We start from the raw sequence: 16,581 nt of genomic DNA, 5'->3' as shown, positions 1-16,581 counted from the left end.
CCGCGGCTACGCTGGACGAACCATGGATTCGCGATCGCACACCCACGTCACGGCAGCCCTGCGGCTCTGTCTGCACGCACTGCTGGCGGGGCTGCTGGCCCTGGTCGTGGTGCGCGCGGTGAGCGAGGACGCGCCGGACACGGCGGCGGTCGTGGCCGTGACACTGCTGACGGCGGCGCTGTACGCGGCGGGGGCGCTGACCCCCTCCGTACAGCCGGGGAGCCGGGCGGGGGCACGGTGGCTGGGCGGGCTGTGGATCCTGTGGGCGGCGCTGCTGGTGCTGTCGCCGGACGCCCTCTGGGTGGCCTTCCCGCTCTACTTCCTCCAGCTCCACTTCCTGCCCATGCGCTGGGCGCTGCCCTCCGTCGTGGTCACCGCGGCCGCCGCGATCACCAGCTTCGTCGTGCACCGGCAGGAGATCGCGCCCGGCGCGTTCATCGGGCCGCTGATCGGCGCGGCGGTCGCCGTCGCCACGGTCCTCGGGTACGACGCCCTGTTCCGGGAGAGCGAACGGCGGCGCGAGCTGATCGTGGAGCTGGTCGCCACCCGCGCCGACCTGGCCGAGGCGGAACGTACCGCCGGGACGCTCGCCGAGCGTGAGCGCCTCGCCCGGGAGATCCACGACACGCTGGCCCAGGGTCTGTCGAGCATCCAGCTGCTGCTGCGTGCGGCCGAGCGCTCGCTGCCCGAGGACGCCCCGGCCGCCGCGCATGTCCGTGCCGCCCGCGAGGCCGCGCAGGCCAATCTCGCCGAGGCCCGTTCCTTCGTCCGCGCCCTGACGCCGCCCGATCTGGAGCACGGTTCGCTGGCCGCCGCGCTGGAGCGGCTCTGCGCCCGTACGACCGCACCGGAGCTGACCGTACGGTTCGCGGTCAGCGGCACTCCGGTGGAGCTGCCGACCCCGTACGAGGTGGCGCTGCTGCGGACCGCGCAGTCGGCGCTGGCCAACACGGTGCGCCATGCGCGGGCCGGGCGGGCGGAGATCACCCTGAGCTTCATGGACACCTCGGTGGCGCTGGACGTCGTGGACGACGGGCAGGGCTTCGACCCGTCGGTGGCGCCGGTGCACGAGCGCGGCGACGGCGGCTTCGGGCTGCCGGCGATGCGGGCGCGCGCCGGATCGCTCGGCGGTGCGCTGAGCGTGGAGTCGGCGCCCGGTCAGGGCACGGCGGTGGCGCTCACCCTGCCGCTGCCCGTCGCGGAGCCGGAGCGTGCGGCATGAGCGGGGGCGCGGGCGAGGGCGCGGCGGCGATCCGGCTGCTGCTCGCGGACGACCACCCGGTCGTCCGGGCGGGGCTGCGGGCCGTCCTGGACACCGAGCCGGACTTCCGGGTCGCCGGTGAGGCCGCCACCGCCGAGGAGGCCGTCGCCCTGGCGGCGGTGGGCGGCTTCGACGTGGTCCTGATGGACCTCCAGTTCGGTACGGGCCTGCACGGCTCGGAGGCCACCGCGACGATCACCGCGCTGCCGGACGGCCCACGGGTCCTGATCCTCACGACCTACGGCTCCGACGCGGACATCCTGGCGGCGGTCGAGGCCGGGGCGAGCGGCTATCTGCTGAAGGACGCGCCGCCGCAGGAGCTGGCGGCCGCGGTGCGCACGGCGGCGGCGGGCCGCTCGGCGCTGGCGCCCTCGGTGGCGCACCGGCTGATGGACCGGATGCGTACCCCGGCCGAGGCGCTGACCCGGCGGGAGCTGGAGGTGCTCCAGCTGGTCGGGGAGGGCCTGTCGAACCTGCGGATCAGCAAGCGGCTGTTCCTGAGCCAGGCCACGGTGAAGTCCCACCTGGTGCACATCTACGCCAAGCTGGGCGTCGACTCCCGTACGTCGGCGGTCGCGGCGGCCACGGCCCGCAGGCTGATCCGCCGCTGACGGGACACGCCCGGCGGTTCGGCCGCGCGGCGGGCACGGTGGCTTCCCGCCGTCAGCCGCGCGGGCCGGGGCGAGGGCTTCGCCCCGCGCTCAGCCGCGCGGGGGCTCTCCGAAGAGGTCGACCGCGTTGCGCACCTCGCGCAGTGCGGCGGCCAGCGCGCTCACCGAGCCGATGGCCCCCGCGATCAGCAGCAGGGAACGGCGCATCCGGGGGATCTCCGGCACACCGCTGACGGCCATCGTGTCCAGGGCCGCCAGCTCGTCCTCGGCGATCGGCCGATCGGGGAATTCGGTCCGGAGCCCGGCCAGCTCCCGGCGGAGCCGGGACACGGCCATCCGCAGCTCGGCCACTCTCGGGTCCTCGCCGCTGCCGGTCAGCCGCTTCTGCCCCACGCTTCGCAACACAGCACTCCCCCTCGCACGTCCTTGTGCCGGTGTGACCCCCGATCCCGGGCGGTGGCCAAGTCCCCGGGTTCGCCCGCAAGTTAACGCCATGACAGGCAGTGCGCGCCAGCCCACGGAAAGAAATCAGGGTTACCCCTGAGGGTGACATGCGTGTCGCGTGTGCGAAGGGCTCAGTGGTATTCAGACCCCATGGTTACGCACATGGCTACGAACACGCGCTCCACGGCGAAGAACCCCAAGGTCGCGGGGTTGCTGCTGGCCGCCGGAGGGGGCCGTCGGCTCGGCGGCCGGCCCAAGGCGCTGCTGGAGCACCGGGGCCGCCCGCTGATCGAGCACGCGGTGCGCTCCCTGCGCAACGGCGGCTGCGGCCCGCTGCACGTGGTGCTGGGCGCGGCCGCCGATGAGGTGCGGGCCCGCGCGGATCTCCCGGGCTGCGCGGTGACGGTGAACCCGGACTGGGAGGAGGGCATGGGCTCCTCGCTCCGCCTGGGCCTGGCCGCGTTGAGCGGGACGGACGCGGATGCGGCGCTCGTCCTTCTGGTCGATCAGCCGGGGATCGGGGCGGAGGCGGTGGCGCGGGTGCGTCTGGCGTACCGCTCGCGGGCGAGCCTGGCGGCCGCCTCGTACGACGGGGAGCGGGGCCATCCGGTGCTGTTCGGCGCGGACCGGTGGGCGGACATCGCCGCGGGGGCGGTGGGCGACCGGGGCGCGCGGGTGTATCTGCGGGAGCACCGCGATGCGATCACGCTCGTGGAGTGTTCGGATGTGGCCGAGGCGTACGACATCGACACCTCGCAGGATCTGAAGCACCTGGAGTGACCGGGCGAAGCCGCTCGCCGTCCACCGTCCGTGGCCGTGCTGGCACGCTGCGCCGCCACCGGCCCGTTTCTGTCGACCCTGAGAATCTCGACATCAACAAACCATTGAACTTCCACCATGAGGAAACTACTATCCACTGGTCAGAAGCCCTCTGAACCTCAGACGGCGCCCACGGCCGTATCTCGGAGCCATGGCACGCCGTGCCGTATCAGGCGACCCGGCGGCCATGACGCCGCCGCCCGCTGAAGGAGTGACAGCTCATGTCCGCACCAGCGCCGTCCACGCTGGCCATCGTCGATGCCGAGCCCCTGCCCCGGCAGGAAGAGGTCCTGACCGACGCGGCCCTCGCGTTCGTGGCGGAACTGCACCGGCAGTTCACCCCGCGCCGCAATGAGCTGCTCGCCCGGCGCGGGGAGCGCCGCGCCGAGATCGCCCGTACCTCCACGCTGGACTTCCTGCCGGAGACGGCGGCGGTCCGCGCGGACGACTCCTGGAAGGTCGCGCCGGCTCCGGCCGCGCTGAACGACCGCCGGGTGGAGATCACCGGTCCGACCGACCGCAAGATGACCATCAACGCCCTGAACTCGGGCGCGAAGGTCTGGCTCGCCGACTTCGAGGACGCGTCCGCCCCGACGTGGGAGAACGTCGTCCTCGGCCAGCTCAACCTGACCGACGCCTACGAGCGCCGCATCGACTTCACCGACCCGAAGTCCGGCAAGTCGTACGCGCTGAAGTCCGCCGACGAACTCGCCACGGTCGTCATGCGCCCGCGCGGCTGGCACCTGGAGGAGCGCCACCTCCAGCTGGACGGCGTCTCCGTGCCCGGTGCGCTGGTCGACTTCGGCCTCTACTTCTTCCACAACGCGCAGCGCCTGATCGACCTCGGCAAGGGCCCGTACTTCTACCTCCCGAAGACGGAGTCGCACCTGGAGGCCCGCCTCTGGAACGACATCTTCGTCTTCGCCCAGGACTATGTCGGCATCCCGCAGGGCACGGTCCGGGCCACCGTCCTGATCGAGACGATCACCGCCGCGTACGAGATGGAGGAGATCCTCTACGAGCTGCGCGACCACGCCGCCGGGCTGAACGCGGGCCGCTGGGACTACCTCTTCTCCATCGTCAAGAACTTCCGTGACGGCGGGGCCAAGTTCGTCCTGCCGGACCGCAACGCGGTGACGATGACCGCCCCGTTCATGCGGGCGTACACCGAACTCCTGGTCCGCACCTGCCACAAGCGCGGCGCGCACGCGATCGGCGGCATGGCCGCCTTCATCCCCTCGCGCCGCGACGCCGAGGTCAACAAGGTGGCCTTCGAGAAGGTCAAGGCGGACAAGGACCGCGAGGCGGGCGACGGCTTCGACGGCTCCTGGGTCGCCCACCCCGACCTGGTCCCGATCGCGCTGGCCTCCTTCGACGCGGTCCTCGGCGAGAAGCCGAACCAGAAGGACCGGCTGCGCGAGGACGTCTCGGTGGCGCCCGGCGACCTGATCGCCATCGACACCCTCGACGCCAAGCCCACCTACGACGGCCTGCGCAACGCCGTCGCGGTCGGCATCCGCTACATCGAGGCCTGGCTGCGCGGCCTGGGCGCGGTCGCCATCTTCAACCTGATGGAGGACGCGGCCACCGCCGAGATCTCCCGCTCGCAGATCTGGCAGTGGATCAACGCGGACGTGGTCTTCGAGAACGGCGAACACGCCACGGCGGACCTGGCCCGCAAGGTCGCCGCCGAGGAACTGGCCGCGATCCGCGCGGAGATCGGCGAGGAGACCTTCACCGCCGGCAAGTGGCAGCAGGCCCACGACCTCCTGCTCCAGGTCTCCCTGGACCAGGACTACGCGGACTTCCTGACGCTGCCGGCGTACGAGCAACTGCGCTGACCCGTCACGATGTACGCACACCGCCCCCGGCACCGCACAGCGCCGGGGGCGGTGGTGTTCCCGGTCGGGGTCACGTGCCCGACCGCGCCGCCCGCTCGGCGCGTCGGGCGAAGACCTCGTCCTTGGCCTCCGCCATTTCCCGCAGGGCCGCCTTACGTTCCCGCTGGGCGAGCCGGTCCAGGTAGAGGCGCCCGTGCAGATGGTCCGTCTCGTGCTGGAGGCACCGGGCGAAGTAGCCCCGGCCCTCGATGACCAGCGGTTCGCCGTCCTTGTCACGGCCCCGCACGACGGCACGGTCCGGGCGGGGCACCACACGGTAGGGGCCGGGCACGGACAGACAGCCCTCGGATTCGTCGACCAGCCTGCGGTGTTCGGCCGGGATCTCGTCCAGGACCGGGTTGGCGATGTGCCCCACGTGGCGCACCCCCCAGTCGTCCGTGATGTCCCACACGAACAGCCGCAGGTCCACGCCGATCTGGTTGGCGGCGAGCCCCGCGCCCTCGGCCACCCGGTTCGTGGCGAACATGTCGTCGACCAGCCGGGAGAGTTCCGGTGTGCCGAACTCGGTGACCTCCCGGCACCGCCGCCGCAGGATGTCCTCGCCGACCACGGTGATGCGGCGCACCGTGCCCCGTTCGGCCTCCGGCACGAACCGCGGAAAGGAATCGACGGGGCGGCCCTGCACCCGCACCCGACGGTCCTGAGAGGAGTCGTCGTGCCGAACACCCATGGAATATCAACGCCTTTCACGCGCGCCTGCCCGAACGAAGCCGGGTTACCGGCCCGTTGCGGACCGACTTGACCGAACGCTTTGCAAAGTAGCACCCTTTGCCAAGTGATTGATGAGAACCGTCCACCGACCTCCGCCCGCCGGCCGCTTCCCGACCATCCCGTGCGGGTGGCGCTGCTCGATCTGCTCGCCGAGCTGGGCACGGTCACCTCGACCCAGGCCGCCGCCCGCCTCGGACACAGCTCCGGTCTCTGCTCGTTCCATCTGCGTCAACTCGCCCAGCACGGACTGGTCGAGGAAGCTCCGCACAGCGGGGGGCGCCGCAGGCCGTGGCGGCTTCGCTGGGAGTCGCCGGACCGGCCCTCCGGGCAGGAGCCGCCGGAACCCTCCGAGGAGTCCTTCGACGCCGTGGTCCACCTCACCCCGCGGGAGATGGCCGAGCTGGCCGCGTCCGTCCGCGCCCTGCTGGCTCCCTACCGCGAGCGCGACCGGCAGCCCGCCGAGCGTCCGGCGGGCTCCATGGCGGTGGCCGTGGTCGCCAGGTTGTTCCCGTTGCCGGCCGAGGAAGAGGACCGGGGCGATATCTGAGCCGGGCGGCTCACCGGCCCCGCCCCCTCAGGTCCACACCGCCCCCAGCGCCACGAACCCGCAGATCAGGGCGAACAGCACGGCCAGCAGCGGCCAGACGAACCGCAGGTATCTGTCGTAGCCGACCTTCGCCAGGGCCACCCCGCCGATGGTGACCGCCGTCGTCGGGACCCAGAGGTTCATCCAGCCGCTCGCCGCCTGCCAGGCGGTGACGACCACGGCGCGGGAGACCCCGGCGAAGTCGGCGAGCGGGGCCAGGATCGGCATCGCCAGGGTGGCGTGGCCGGAGGTGGAGGGGATGAGGAAGGCGAGGGGCAGGTTGACGAGGAAGACGAAGACCGCGAAGAGCGCCGAGGAGGTGCCCGAGACCACGCCTTCGATCGAGTGCAGCACGGTGTCGGTGATCTGCGAGTTGTTCATGATGACCGTGACACCGCGGGCGAGGACGATGACCAGGGCCGGGGAGATGAAGTCGGCCGCGCCCTGGATGATCGTCGCGCTGAGCCGCTGCTCGCCGAACCGGGCGACGACGCCCACCAGGACCGCCGCCACCAGGAACAGGGCGGCCAGATGGGGAAAGGACCAGCCGAGTTCGAAGCCGTACGGGGTGGCGTCGGCGTCGCCCGTCAGCGCGCTGGACCAGGGGACGACCGAGAAGATCATGAAGGCGAAGACCAGGCCGACCAGGACCAGGATGATCCGGTGCAGTCGCGTCAGCTCCGGGGGCTCCGCCGCGTCCGCCGCGTTGTGTTCGCGGTCGCCCGGGCGGAAGCCGGAGAGCGAGCGGTCGGGGTTCTTGCGGACGCGGTTCGCGTACCGGACGACGTAGGCGATCGTCACCGCCGTCAGGACCACCCACATGATCGCGCGCAGCACGATGCCGTCGCCGAGCGAGATATCGGCGGCGGAGGACGCGACTCCGGTGGCGAAGGGGTTGACCGTGGAGCAGAGCACGCCGATGCCCGCGCCCAGGATGATCGTGCCGGTGGCCACCATGCGGTCGTAGCCGAGGGCCAGCATCAGCGGAATGATCAGACCGTAGAAGCCGAGCGTCTCCTCCGCGAAGCCCTCGACCGTACCGAGCAGCGCGAAGACCAGCATCACGCCCACGATGAGCAGCGCTCCCCGGTCGCGCAGCCGGTGTGCCAGGCGGCCGATGCCCCGGTCCAGGGCGCCGGTGGCGAACACCACGGTGATGAACGCGCCGATGGCCAGCACGAAGAGGAACACGCCCGCGCTGCCGTACAGTTCGCCGGCCAGGTCCGGGCCGACCTCGCCCGTCTTCGCGTCCTGGACGCCGTAGAGCCCGTTGACCGGGGAGAGGAAGAGGTCGTTCAGGCGGTCGACGAAGCTCTGGTCGGAGTCGACCCGGTGGTAGGTGCCCTGGACGGGTGCGCCGTCCTCGTTACGGTCGTAGGCGCCGGGCGGGATCAGGAAGGCCAGCGCCCAGACGGCCAGGGTGACGACCGCGAGGATCGTGAGCGCGCTGGGGAAGGTGAACTTCTTCTTGGCCGGGGGCTCTTCCTCCGGTGCGGGTCTCGTGTCCGCCGCGCTGCTCATGCGGCACCCCCTGCGGAGTCGGCGGCCTTCGCGGTGTCGCCGTACGTCTTCGCGTACTCCCTCAGGAACGCGGCCTCCGCGATCACCGCCGAGCGCAGCTCCGAGAAGAGGACCCGCTCGTTCGGGGCGTGCAGGTTGCACATGCCGTCCTGCGCGCCGAAGAGCAGGACCTCGGCGTCCGGGACCGCCTTCGCCAGGCCGTTGACCAGCGGGATGGAGCCGCCGCTCGCGACGAAGGCCGGCTCGCTCCCCCAGCCCTCCCGGAGTGCGGTGAGGGCGGCCCGGTACGCCGGACCGTCGGTCGCGGGTTCGAATCCGGGGCCCGTGTCGCCGGGGGTGACGGTGAGGGGGATTCCGAACGGGCGCAGGGACTCCAGATGGGTGACGAGCAGGTCCCGCGCCTCCCTGGGGTCCTGCTCGGGATGGAAGCGCAGATTCAGTTTGGCGCGGGCGTACGGGACCACGGCGGAGGCGGCGTGATCGACGCTCGGGGCGTCGATGCCGATGACGGTGACGGCCGGTCCGCTCCAGAGCCGTTCGCCGAGGCTCCCGGAGCCGATGAGGGGCATGCCCTCCCGGACCCCGGCGAGGGAGCGGAACTCCTCCTCCGTATAGGTGGTGCCGGTCCACGCGTCCCGGCGCAGCCCCTCGACCGCGACGTCGCCGTGGACGTCGTGCAGGGTGGCCAGGGCCTTGAGCAGGGCGAGCAGGGCGTCGGGGGCCGCGCCGCCGAACTCGCCGCTGTGCCGGGGTTCGGCGAGGGTGCGGACCTCGACGACGACCTCCGACGCGCCGCGCAGCCCGGTGGTGAGGGTGGGGCTGCCGGGGCGGAGGTTGCCCATGTCGGCGATGACCATGGCATCGCAGGCGAAGCGCTCCGGGTCGGTGGGCGGATAGTCGTCGAAGGCGCTGCCGTACTCCTCCTGACCCTCCAGCACGATCTTCAGCCCGACCGGTGGACGCCCCTCGTAGGCGCGGAGCACCCCCAGGTGGACGATGATGTTGGACTTGTCGTCGGCGATGCCCCGGGCCCGCAGCCCGCCCTCGACAGGGGTGGGCTCGAAGGGCGGCGAGAGCCACAGGGCCTCGTCGCCCGGCGGCTGTACGTCGTAGTGACCGTAGAGCAGGACGGTCGGCGCGCCCGGGTCCGGGGGCGGGACCTCCGCGACGATGACCGGCGCGGTGTCGGGGAGGTCGAGCCGTTCCACGCGCTCCGCTCCGGCGCCGTGCAGCAGCTCCACGAGCAGGTCGTGGGCCTGCCGCACGGGCTCGGGCGGGAAGCCCGGGAAGGCGATGGAGGGGATCGCCGTCAGCCGTTCCAGGTCGGCGATCAGCCCGTCCATCAGCGCATCGGCCCGTGTGCTCAGGTCGTCTCCCCGGTCCATGGTTCAGCCCCTTCGGTCCGCCGGCCCTTCCGGATCAATGGACCACAGGGTGTGCGGGGCCGCACGCCTGGGAGGCGGATGCCACGACCGGTGTCAGTCCGTCAGGACCACCGTCGGCTGGGCCGAGAAGTCGCCCCACTTGCCGTCCGGAAGCTTCGCCCTGAGCTTGAGCGAGTAGCGGGTGCCCGCCGGGTCGGGGAGGTTCAGGCGGTAGGTGGCCCGGCCCTTCGGGGGTGTGCCGCCCCAGACGATGGTGGTGGTCAGCTTGCCGTTCAGGTAGAGCTCGTAGGCGGGGATCACCCCGCCCGTCTCGGGCTGGTCCCAGGACAGGTCGAGGGTGAACTCGGCGCCCTCCTTGCCGATCTCGGTGCGCAGACCGGTGGGGGCGGTGCTCGCGGGCGCGCCGGGGGCGGACTCGGTGGTGAGGTCGAACGCGTTGCTGTCGGCCGAGGACTTGTCGGAGGCGTCACGGGCCCGGACGGTGAAGGTGTAGACGGTCCCGGGGCGCAGGCCCGTCACCTTCGCCGAGGTCTCGGTGCCCGCGACGCTGTGGATCCGGGAGTCCTCCTGGTAGATGTCGTACGAGGTGACGCCGACGTCGTCCTTGGCGGCGCCCCAGGTGAGGGTGGCGGCGCGGCTTCCGTCGGCGCGGCCCGCCAGTTTCGCCGGGGCGGTGGGAGGCGTGTCGTCCTTGGGCGGGGTGTCCTGGGTGGTGACGGGGACGGCCTTGCTGGGGGCGGAGAGGTTCCCGGCCGTGTCCTTGGTGCGGACGCTGAAGGTGTAGTCCGTCGAGGCCGTAAGACCGTCGACGTCGATCATGGTCTTGGTCGCGGGGACGCTCTTGACCTTGGCCTTTCCCCGGTAGATCTCGTAACCGGCGACCTTCTCGTCGTCGGAGGCGGCCTTCCACATGACGTGCACCGAGGTGGAGCTGCTGGCCTGGGCGGTCACGCCCTCGGGGGTGCCGGGGGGCTGGGTGTCGGCTTCGGCGGTACCACCGCAGGCGGAGAGGAGGGGGGTGAGGAGCAGGGCGGAACAGGCCAACGCGGCAGATATGTGGGGGCGTTGCACGGGGGTGCCTTCCATCCGGACAGCAATGGTCCAGACCTGTATGACATGGCGTGGGGCCCTCCGACAAGAGTCCGGCCGGGAACCTTCCGCTATGTGCCGGGTTGCGTCACCCGCGTCGCGGTCCGGGTGGCCCGTCGGCCGATGAGTTTTCGGTGGTGGAGGGGTCTGCCCTGTATGGATACGCACGAGACCTCCGCGCCGGCCTCCGTCCCGCTGGATCTGGAGCCGGCCGCCCGGCGGATCGCCGGGCTGCTCGGCCCGGTCGACGACGGCCGGCTGGACGGCCCGACCCCCTGCCCCGACTACGCCGTACGGGAGCTGCTCGGCCATCTCGCCGGGCTCACCGCCGCCTTCCGTGACGCCGCCCGCAAGGATCTCGGCGCGAGCACCGCCGCCTCCCCGGACGCCGCCCTGCCCGTACTCGACGACGACTGGCGTGAGGTGCTGCCCCGGCGGCTGGAGGAGGTGGCGGCGGCCTGGCGCTCGCCCGACGCCTGGACGGGCATGACCCGGGCGGGCGGGGTGGAGCTGCCCGGCGAGGTGGCCGGGGCGGTCGCGCTCGACGAACTCGTCGTCCACGGCTGGGACCTGGCCCGGTCGACGGGGCAGCCGTACGCGGCGGGCGAGGCGGAGCTGCGGTCCTGCGCTGCCCTGCTCGCTCCGGACGAGGACGACCCGGACCGCGGGGGCATCTTCGGGCCGCCGGTCCCGGTGCCGGACGACGCCCCGCTGCTGGACCGGGTGATCGGCCTCAGCGGCCGCCGTCCGGACTGGCGGCCGCCGGGCGCGTGAGGGCGGCGGCGCCAGGTGGCCGAGGCAGCGGCCCCGGGCGGGTGAGGGCGGCGGAGGCGGGGCCCGCCCGAGTCGGCGTGGGGCGGCGTGCCTCGGAGTGCCGCACGGTTTCGTTCAGGTGCCTCTCTCACCGAAAAGTGCTCTCTTCCCGTCGGCCGATCCTCCGCCTACGGTTTCCGGGACACGGGAAGAGACCGCTGGGAGCGCCCTCATGACCATCCTCAAGACATACGCACGCCTCTGGACCGACGACCTCGACCAGGCACTGCCGCTGCTGGAGGAGCTCACCGGCGAGCGGCCCCATCTGCGGCTGGCCTTCCACGAGATCGGCCTCGCCGCCATCGGGAACTTCCTGGTCATCGCGGGACCGGCCGAGGAGCGTGCGCAGTACGGTCATGCCTCCGCGACCGTCGTCGTCGACGATCTCGACGATCTGCAGGCCACCCTGAAGTCCGCCGACGCCACGATCACCACCCCCGAGACCGCCGGCCCCACGGGACGGTTCCTCTACGCCCGCCATGCCGACGGAGCGGAGATCGAGTACGTCGAATGGACGCCGGAGCTGATCCGCAGGATCATCCGGCCCTGACCACCGCGCGCGGCCGAAGCGCCGCTCAGCTGGTGAAGAACTCCGTGATGTGCGCGGCCACCTGGTCGGCCCGGGTCTCGTGCATCCGGTGGCCGCCCGGGACCGTGATCAGCCGGCAGTCCGGGATCAGGGAGGCCACATCCGCCTGGCGGTGCTGCTCCATCGTGCTCTCCGGGCCACCGGTGATGATCAGCGTCGGGGAGACGATGTCGCCAAGGGCCGCGTCCGCGTCCGGTCCCGGGTCGGCGAGCTGATTCCGTACGGCGGGCACCGCGTTCTCGTCGTAGTCCACCGGGCCCTCGGCCCGCCCCGCCGGACCCGGGTCGCCGGGGAACGGGGCCGGGGTCTCCACCAGAACCAGCCGCTCCACCCGGTCGGAGTGCTCCTGGGCCAGCAGCCGGGCGACGACACCGCCCATGCCGTGGCCGACGAGGCCGACCCGGTCCAGTTCCAGTTCGTCGAGGAAGCCCACGACGTCCTCGGCCATCAGTTCCAGGTCGTAGTCGTCGGGCCAGTCGCTCTCGCCGTGGCCGCGCAGGTCCAGGGCGAAGACCCGCCACTCCTGGCCCAGCAGGGCGCCGACCGCCTCCCAGTTCGCGGCCGAACCGCCGAGGCCGTGCAGCAGCACGACGGGCGAGCCGAACGCGTCGCCCCAGGTCCGGTAAGCGAGGCGCACATCGCCGACATCCACAACAGACTGATCTTCCATGCCCCTGACGCTACAGCCGACGGACCCCGGTCGGCTCCCTGCCCCCGGGCCGGGCCCCGGCCCCGGCCTGGCAGGCTGGGCGGGTGAAGCACTTCGTCCGGGCCCTGCGCCTGCCCCTCGCCGCCACGCTCCTCACGGCCGCCGCCCTCACAGGCTGCTCCGCGTCCTCGCCGAAGGCGCCGGACGAGGGGCTGAACGACCCGGCGAAGAAGCGGATCGCGATGCGGCTGGTCTCCAGCGCCGAGAACTCCTCGCTGGACTGGGAGGCGCAGTACCCGTACATCGAGGACATCGGGGACGGCCGGGGGTACACGGCGGGCATCATCGGGTTCTGTTCCGGCACCGGTGACATGACGGAGGTCGTGGAGCGGTACGCGAAGGCGCGCCCCGGCAATCCGCTGGAGCCGTTCCTTCCGGCGCTGCGCGCGGTGGAGGGCAGCGACGCGCACACGGGGCTCGGCCGTCCGTTCACCCGGGCCTGGGCGAAGGCGGCCGACGACCCCGCCTTCCGCGCGGCGCAGGACGCGGAGCGCGACGCCCTGTACTTCGGCCCGGCGGTACGGCAGGCCGAGCGGGACGGGCTCGGGGCGCTCGGCCAGTTCGTCTACTACGACGCGTACGTGATGCACGGCGAGGGCGACACGGAGGGCACGGTCGGCTTCCGCACGATGCGCCGCGAGGCGCTGGCGGCGGCCCGGACGCCCGCGCGGGGCGGCGACGAGAAGGCGTATCTGAACGCGTTCCTCGACGCCCGGGTCGCCGCGATCGGCCGGGAGCCCTCGCACACCGACACCAGCCGGGTGGAGACCGCCCAGCGGGTCTTCGTACGGGAGGGGAAGCTCGGGCTGGAGACGCCGCTGCGGTGGAAGGTGTACGGGGACGCCTACCGGATCGACTAGGCGTGTCCGCCGCCGGTCGCCGGACACGCCCCGGGGCTGACGTCGCCGGAACACGGCCGAAGCCCCGTGCGGGGCACGGGGCTTCACCGGAGGGCGGGCGGATACGTCAGTGGACACCGACCCCCGCGGCGGCGGGCACGACGTGCTCGCCGTGCGCCGACTCCTCGTCCTCCGCGTCCGGCCTGCGGCCGAAGTGGTTGAAGGCGAGGTTGAGCACGATCGCCACCACACAGCCGGTGGAGATGCCCGAGTCGAGGACGACCAGCAGGTCCTCGGGGAAGGCGTGGTAGAACTGCGGCGCGGCGATCGGGATCAGGCCGATGCCGACGGCGGCCGCCACGATCAGGGCGTTCTCGCCCTTCTCCAGGGCGGCGGTGGCCAGGGTCTGGATGCCGCTGGCCGCCACCGTGCCGAACAGGACGATGCCCGCGCCGCCGAGCACCGGCAGCGGTACGAGGGCGATGACCGAGGCGGCGACCGGGACGAGGCCGAGGACGATCAGGATCGCGCCGCCCACCGCGACGACGAAGCGGCTGCGGATCTTGGTCATGGCGACCAGGCCGACGTTCTGGGCGAAGGCGCTGCACATGAACCCGTTGAAGAGCGGGCTGATGGCGCTGCCGAGGGTGTCGGCGCGCAGACCGCCCTCGATGATCTTCTCGTCGGCGGGGCGGCCGACGATCTTGCCGAGGGCCAGCATGTCCGCGGTGGACTCGGTCATACAGACGAGCATCACGATGCACATGGAGATGATGGCGGCGATCTCGAACTGCGGGGCGCCGAAGGCGAACGGCGTCGGGAAGCCCACGACGTCCGCGTCACTGATGGCGCCGAAGTCGGTGATGCCGGCCGGGATGGCGATCAGGGTGCCGAGGACCAGACCGAGCAGGATCGCGATCTGCTGGAGGAAGCCGCGCAGCAGCTTGCGCAGGGCCAGCACGATCACCAGGGTCACGGCGGCCATGGTGATGTTGGTCATCGAACCGTAGTCGTCCGCCGTGGCGTTGCCGCCCTGCGACCAGTTGAAGGCGACCGGCAGGAGCGAGACACCGATCAGGGTGATCACGGTGCCGGTGACGACGGGCGGGAAGAAGCGGACCAGCTTGCCGAAGTACGGGGCGAGGACGAACCCGAGCAGACTCGCGACGATGATCGCGCCGAAGATGACGGCTATCCCGTCGTGTCCCCGGTCCTTGCCTATCGCGATCATCGGGGCCACACCGGCGAACGAGACGCCGTTGACGAAGGGCAGCCGGGCGCCGACCTTCCAGAAGCCGATGGTCTGGAGCAGGGTGGCGATGCCCGCGGTGAACAGGCTCGCCCCCATCAGGAAGGCGGTCTCCTTGGCGGTGAGGCCGACGGCCGGCCCCACGATGAGCGGCGGGGCCACCACGCCCGCGTACATGGCGGCCACGTGCTGGAGGCCGCTGGTGAACATCTTCAGTGGGGGAAGGGTCTCGTCGACCGGGTGTTTCCGGTCGTCCCCCGTGTCCACGGCGGTGTCGGCCGTCGCGTCGGGGGCTGCTGCGTCTGCGTCTTTGCGAAACCTGGGCTTAGCGGCCACGGCGGTTCCTCCGGTCGGTTACGCGTCGTCGGCGACGCGGGTGTCAGGGAGGTGATGCGTAAGTGGTGCGGCGGTGCTTGCGGCTCTCTCAGGTGGTGCAGGTCGTGCAGGTCGTGCAGAGGGGGGTACGGAAAGGGGCGCGCACCGGGGGTGTGTGCGGGCAGCGTTCATCACCGGTCCGGCGGGCGCGCACCATGGGGCGCGCGTCCGCCGGACCGGCTGCCGTGGGCCCCGCTCGGGTCCACGGCGGCCGGTCTCGGGCCGTCCCCCTCGACCGGCCGGTCGGGGATACCGCCCGGGGTCAGGCCCCGGCGGCGATCTGCGCGAGGCGGCGGGCCTCGTCGCGGGTGACGCGGGCGATGGCGTCCTCGTCCACCGTGGTGAGGTGGTTGCCCTCGACGACCGGCTTGCCGTCGACGAGGGAGAGGGTCACCGGGGCGGCCGCGCCGAAGATGAGCGCGGTCACCGGGTCGGCGATCGAGGAGTGGGCCAGGGTGTCGAGCTTCCACAGGACGAGGTCGGCGAGCTTGCCGGCCTCCAGGGAGCCGATCTGGTCGGCGCGGCCCAGCACCTGGGCCCCGCCGAAGGTCCCGAGGCGCAGGGCCTGGCGGGCGTTCAGGGCGGCCTCGCGGTGGGCGCCGAGGCGGTTGATGAGGAGGGCGTTGCGCAGCTCGGTGTGGAGTTCGCCGGACTCGTTGGAGGCGGTGCCGTCCACGCCGAGGCCTACGGGTACGCCGGCGGCGAGCATGTCGGGGACCCGGGCGATGCCTGCGGCGAGGCGGGCGTTGGAGGACGGGCAGTGGGCGACGCCCGTTCCCGTACGGGCGAAGGCGGCGATGTCGGAGTCGTTCATGTGGACGCAGTGCGCCATCCACACGTCGTCGCCGAGCCAGCCGGTGGACTCGAAGTAGTCGGTCGGGCCCATCCCGAACAGTTCCTTGCAGAACTGCTCCTCCTCGACGGTCTCCGAGCCGTGGGTGTGCAGCCGTACGCCTCGACGGCGGGCCAACTCGGCGCCCTGGCGCATCAGTTCGGTGGAGACCGAGAAGGGCGAGCAGGGCGCGACGGCGACCTGGGTCATCGCGTCGAAGGAGGCGTCGTGGTGGGCGTCGATCGTCGCCTCGGTGGCGGCGAGCGCGCCTTCCAGGGTCTCGACGGCGAAGTCCGGCGGCAGGCCGCCGTCCTTCTCGCTGCGGTCCATGGAGCCGCGGGCGAGGGTGAACCGTACGCCCATCTCGCGGGCGGCGCCGATGATCGCGCCGGACAGGTCGCCGGAGTCCTTCGGGAAGACGTAGTGGTGGTCCATGGCGGTGGTGACGCCGCCGCGGGCCATCATGGCCAGCGAGCCCTGCGCGGCGGCGCGGGCCATCGGCTCGTCGATGCGCGCCCAGGTCGGGTAGAGGGCGACCAGCCAGTTGAAGAGGTTGTGGTCGGTGGCCAGGCCCCGGGTGATCCACTGGTAGAAGTGGTGGTGGGTGTTGACCAGGCCGGGGGTCGCGAGGTGCCCGGTGCCGTCGATGCGGCGGACGACGCCGGTCAGGCCCTCCGGCGCCTTGCCGGCGCCGACGGACTCGATGCGGTTGTCCGCCACGACGATGTACCCGGACGCGTACTCCGTGTCCTGGGCGTCGACGGTGGCGATCGAACAGTTCTCGATGACGATGCGCTGAGGGTCTGCCGAAGCTGCCATGGCGCTTCCTTCTTCTCTCTGTGGCGAT

At 72.1% G+C, this 16,581-nt stretch carries 16 protein-coding genes; 8 read left to right on the top strand and 8 right to left on the bottom strand.

All coding sequences use genetic code 11. From position 1 onward, the window contains the following. Nucleotides 1–22 precede the first annotated feature (22 nt). On the top strand, nucleotides 23–1,222 hold the full coding sequence (locus ACSMXR_RS30790) for a sensor histidine kinase (protein WP_473170374.1): 1,200 nt from the start codon (nucleotides 23–25) through the stop codon (nucleotides 1,220–1,222). Next, nucleotides 1,219–1,872 carry a response regulator gene (locus tag ACSMXR_RS30785; protein WP_473170373.1) on the top strand — a complete coding sequence of 218 codons (654 nt, stop codon included), beginning with the start codon at nucleotides 1,219–1,221 and terminating at the stop codon, nucleotides 1,870–1,872. Before ACSMXR_RS30790 ends, ACSMXR_RS30785 begins: the two co-directional genes overlap by 4 nt. Before the next feature lie 90 nt (nucleotides 1,873–1,962). Here ACSMXR_RS30785 and ACSMXR_RS30780 read toward each other — a convergent pair whose 3' ends face one another. Continuing rightward, a complete protein-coding gene (locus ACSMXR_RS30780) occupies nucleotides 1,963–2,265 on the bottom strand; it encodes a DUF5955 family protein (protein ID WP_137234022.1) in 303 nt (100 codons plus the stop codon). Between the two features lie 201 nt (nucleotides 2,266–2,466). Between ACSMXR_RS30780 and ACSMXR_RS30775 the strand changes: the two genes are divergently transcribed. Beyond that, entirely contained in the window at nucleotides 2,467–3,096 is a 630-nt protein-coding gene (locus ACSMXR_RS30775) for a nucleotidyltransferase family protein (RefSeq protein ID WP_374202205.1), read from the top strand. Between the two features lie 260 nt (nucleotides 3,097–3,356). Beyond that, nucleotides 3,357–4,976, top strand: coding sequence for a malate synthase A (gene aceB / locus ACSMXR_RS30770; RefSeq protein WP_137234024.1), 1,620 nt, complete (start codon nucleotides 3,357–3,359; stop codon nucleotides 4,974–4,976). Nucleotides 4,977–5,046: 70 nt separating this feature from the next. Here aceB and def read toward each other — a convergent pair whose 3' ends face one another. Next, entirely contained in the window at nucleotides 5,047–5,706 is a 660-nt protein-coding gene (gene def / locus ACSMXR_RS30765) for a peptide deformylase (protein WP_381847495.1), read from the bottom strand. Nucleotides 5,707–5,811: 105 nt separating this feature from the next. Between def and ACSMXR_RS30760 the strand changes: the two genes are divergently transcribed. Then, a complete protein-coding gene (locus ACSMXR_RS30760; RefSeq protein WP_473170372.1) occupies nucleotides 5,812–6,294 on the top strand; it encodes an ArsR/SmtB family transcription factor in 483 nt (160 codons plus the stop codon). 27 nt (nucleotides 6,295–6,321) lie between these two features. Here ACSMXR_RS30760 and ACSMXR_RS30755 read toward each other — a convergent pair whose 3' ends face one another. The 3 genes from ACSMXR_RS30755 to ACSMXR_RS30745 all read right to left on the bottom strand — a co-directional run bounded on the left by ACSMXR_RS30755 (nucleotide 6,322) and on the right by ACSMXR_RS30745 (nucleotide 10,325). Next, on the bottom strand, nucleotides 6,322–7,854 hold the full coding sequence (locus ACSMXR_RS30755; RefSeq protein ID WP_473170371.1) for a YfcC family protein: 1,533 nt from the start codon (nucleotides 7,852–7,854) through the stop codon (nucleotides 6,322–6,324). Next, nucleotides 7,851–9,239: a M20/M25/M40 family metallo-hydrolase gene (locus ACSMXR_RS30750; protein ID WP_137234028.1), complete on the bottom strand. Its 1,389-nt coding sequence runs from the start codon at nucleotides 9,237–9,239 to the stop codon at nucleotides 7,851–7,853. The genes ACSMXR_RS30755 and ACSMXR_RS30750 overlap by 4 nt, the downstream gene beginning before the upstream one ends. A gap of 93 nt (nucleotides 9,240–9,332) precedes the next feature. Further along, nucleotides 9,333–10,325, bottom strand: a complete 993-nt coding sequence (locus ACSMXR_RS30745; protein ID WP_473170370.1) for a fibronectin type III domain-containing protein — start codon at nucleotides 10,323–10,325, stop codon at nucleotides 9,333–9,335. Nucleotides 10,326–10,484: 159 nt separating this feature from the next. Between ACSMXR_RS30745 and ACSMXR_RS30740 the strand changes: the two genes are divergently transcribed. Continuing rightward, a complete protein-coding gene (locus tag ACSMXR_RS30740; protein WP_473170369.1) occupies nucleotides 10,485–11,102 on the top strand; it encodes a TIGR03086 family metal-binding protein in 618 nt (205 codons plus the stop codon). A gap of 211 nt (nucleotides 11,103–11,313) precedes the next feature. Next, nucleotides 11,314–11,691 carry a VOC family protein gene (locus ACSMXR_RS30735; protein WP_473170368.1) on the top strand — a complete coding sequence of 126 codons (378 nt, stop codon included), beginning with the start codon at nucleotides 11,314–11,316 and terminating at the stop codon, nucleotides 11,689–11,691. Between the two features lie 25 nt (nucleotides 11,692–11,716). On the opposite strand, the gene ACSMXR_RS30730 is transcribed toward ACSMXR_RS30735, so the two are convergent. Continuing rightward, nucleotides 11,717–12,400 carry an alpha/beta fold hydrolase gene (locus tag ACSMXR_RS30730; protein WP_473170367.1) on the bottom strand — a complete coding sequence of 228 codons (684 nt, stop codon included), beginning with the start codon at nucleotides 12,398–12,400 and terminating at the stop codon, nucleotides 11,717–11,719. A gap of 83 nt (nucleotides 12,401–12,483) precedes the next feature. Between ACSMXR_RS30730 and ACSMXR_RS30725 the strand changes: the two genes are divergently transcribed. Beyond that, nucleotides 12,484–13,299 (top strand): chitosanase, encoded by an 816-nt coding sequence (locus ACSMXR_RS30725; protein ID WP_473170366.1) that lies wholly within the window; start codon nucleotides 12,484–12,486, stop codon nucleotides 13,297–13,299. A gap of 106 nt (nucleotides 13,300–13,405) precedes the next feature. Here ACSMXR_RS30725 and ACSMXR_RS30720 read toward each other — a convergent pair whose 3' ends face one another. Then, entirely contained in the window at nucleotides 13,406–14,863 is a 1,458-nt protein-coding gene (locus tag ACSMXR_RS30720) for a nucleobase:cation symporter-2 family protein (protein WP_218524233.1), read from the bottom strand. A 301-nt stretch (nucleotides 14,864–15,164) separates the two neighbouring features. After that, nucleotides 15,165–16,553, bottom strand: coding sequence for an 8-oxoguanine deaminase (locus ACSMXR_RS30715; RefSeq protein WP_218524234.1), 1,389 nt, complete (start codon nucleotides 16,551–16,553; stop codon nucleotides 15,165–15,167). Nucleotides 16,554–16,581 lie beyond the last annotated feature (28 nt).

The organism is Streptomyces sp. DSM 106670, from assembly GCF_055792845.1.
This window is presented reverse-complemented; position numbering and strand designations above follow the sequence as displayed.

Bases quoted from the DNA above. Each gene is read 5' to 3' on its own strand.
- ACSMXR_RS30790 (WP_473170374.1), top strand. From the start codon at position 23: ATGGATTCGCGATCGCACACCCACGTCACGGCAGCCCTGCGGCTCTGT.
- ACSMXR_RS30785 (WP_473170373.1), top strand. From the start codon at position 1,219: ATGAGCGGGGGCGCGGGCGAGGGCGCGGCGGCGATCCGGCTGCTGCTC.
- ACSMXR_RS30775 (WP_374202205.1), top strand. From the start codon at position 2,467: ATGGTTACGCACATGGCTACGAACACGCGCTCCACGGCGAAGAACCCC.
- aceB (WP_137234024.1), top strand. From the start codon at position 3,357: ATGTCCGCACCAGCGCCGTCCACGCTGGCCATCGTCGATGCCGAGCCC.
- def (WP_381847495.1), bottom strand. From the start codon at position 5,706: ATGGGTGTTCGGCACGACGACTCCTCTCAGGACCGTCGGGTGCGGGTG.
- ACSMXR_RS30755 (WP_473170371.1), bottom strand. From the start codon at position 7,854: ATGAGCAGCGCGGCGGACACGAGACCCGCACCGGAGGAAGAGCCCCCG.
- ACSMXR_RS30750 (WP_137234028.1), bottom strand. From the start codon at position 9,239: ATGGACCGGGGAGACGACCTGAGCACACGGGCCGATGCGCTGATGGAC.
- ACSMXR_RS30745 (WP_473170370.1), bottom strand. From the start codon at position 10,325: ATGGAAGGCACCCCCGTGCAACGCCCCCACATATCTGCCGCGTTGGCC.
- ACSMXR_RS30740 (WP_473170369.1), top strand. From the start codon at position 10,485: ATGGATACGCACGAGACCTCCGCGCCGGCCTCCGTCCCGCTGGATCTG.
- ACSMXR_RS30735 (WP_473170368.1), top strand. From the start codon at position 11,314: ATGACCATCCTCAAGACATACGCACGCCTCTGGACCGACGACCTCGAC.
- ACSMXR_RS30730 (WP_473170367.1), bottom strand. From the start codon at position 12,400: ATGGAAGATCAGTCTGTTGTGGATGTCGGCGATGTGCGCCTCGCTTAC.
- ACSMXR_RS30715 (WP_218524234.1), bottom strand. From the start codon at position 16,553: ATGGCAGCTTCGGCAGACCCTCAGCGCATCGTCATCGAGAACTGTTCG.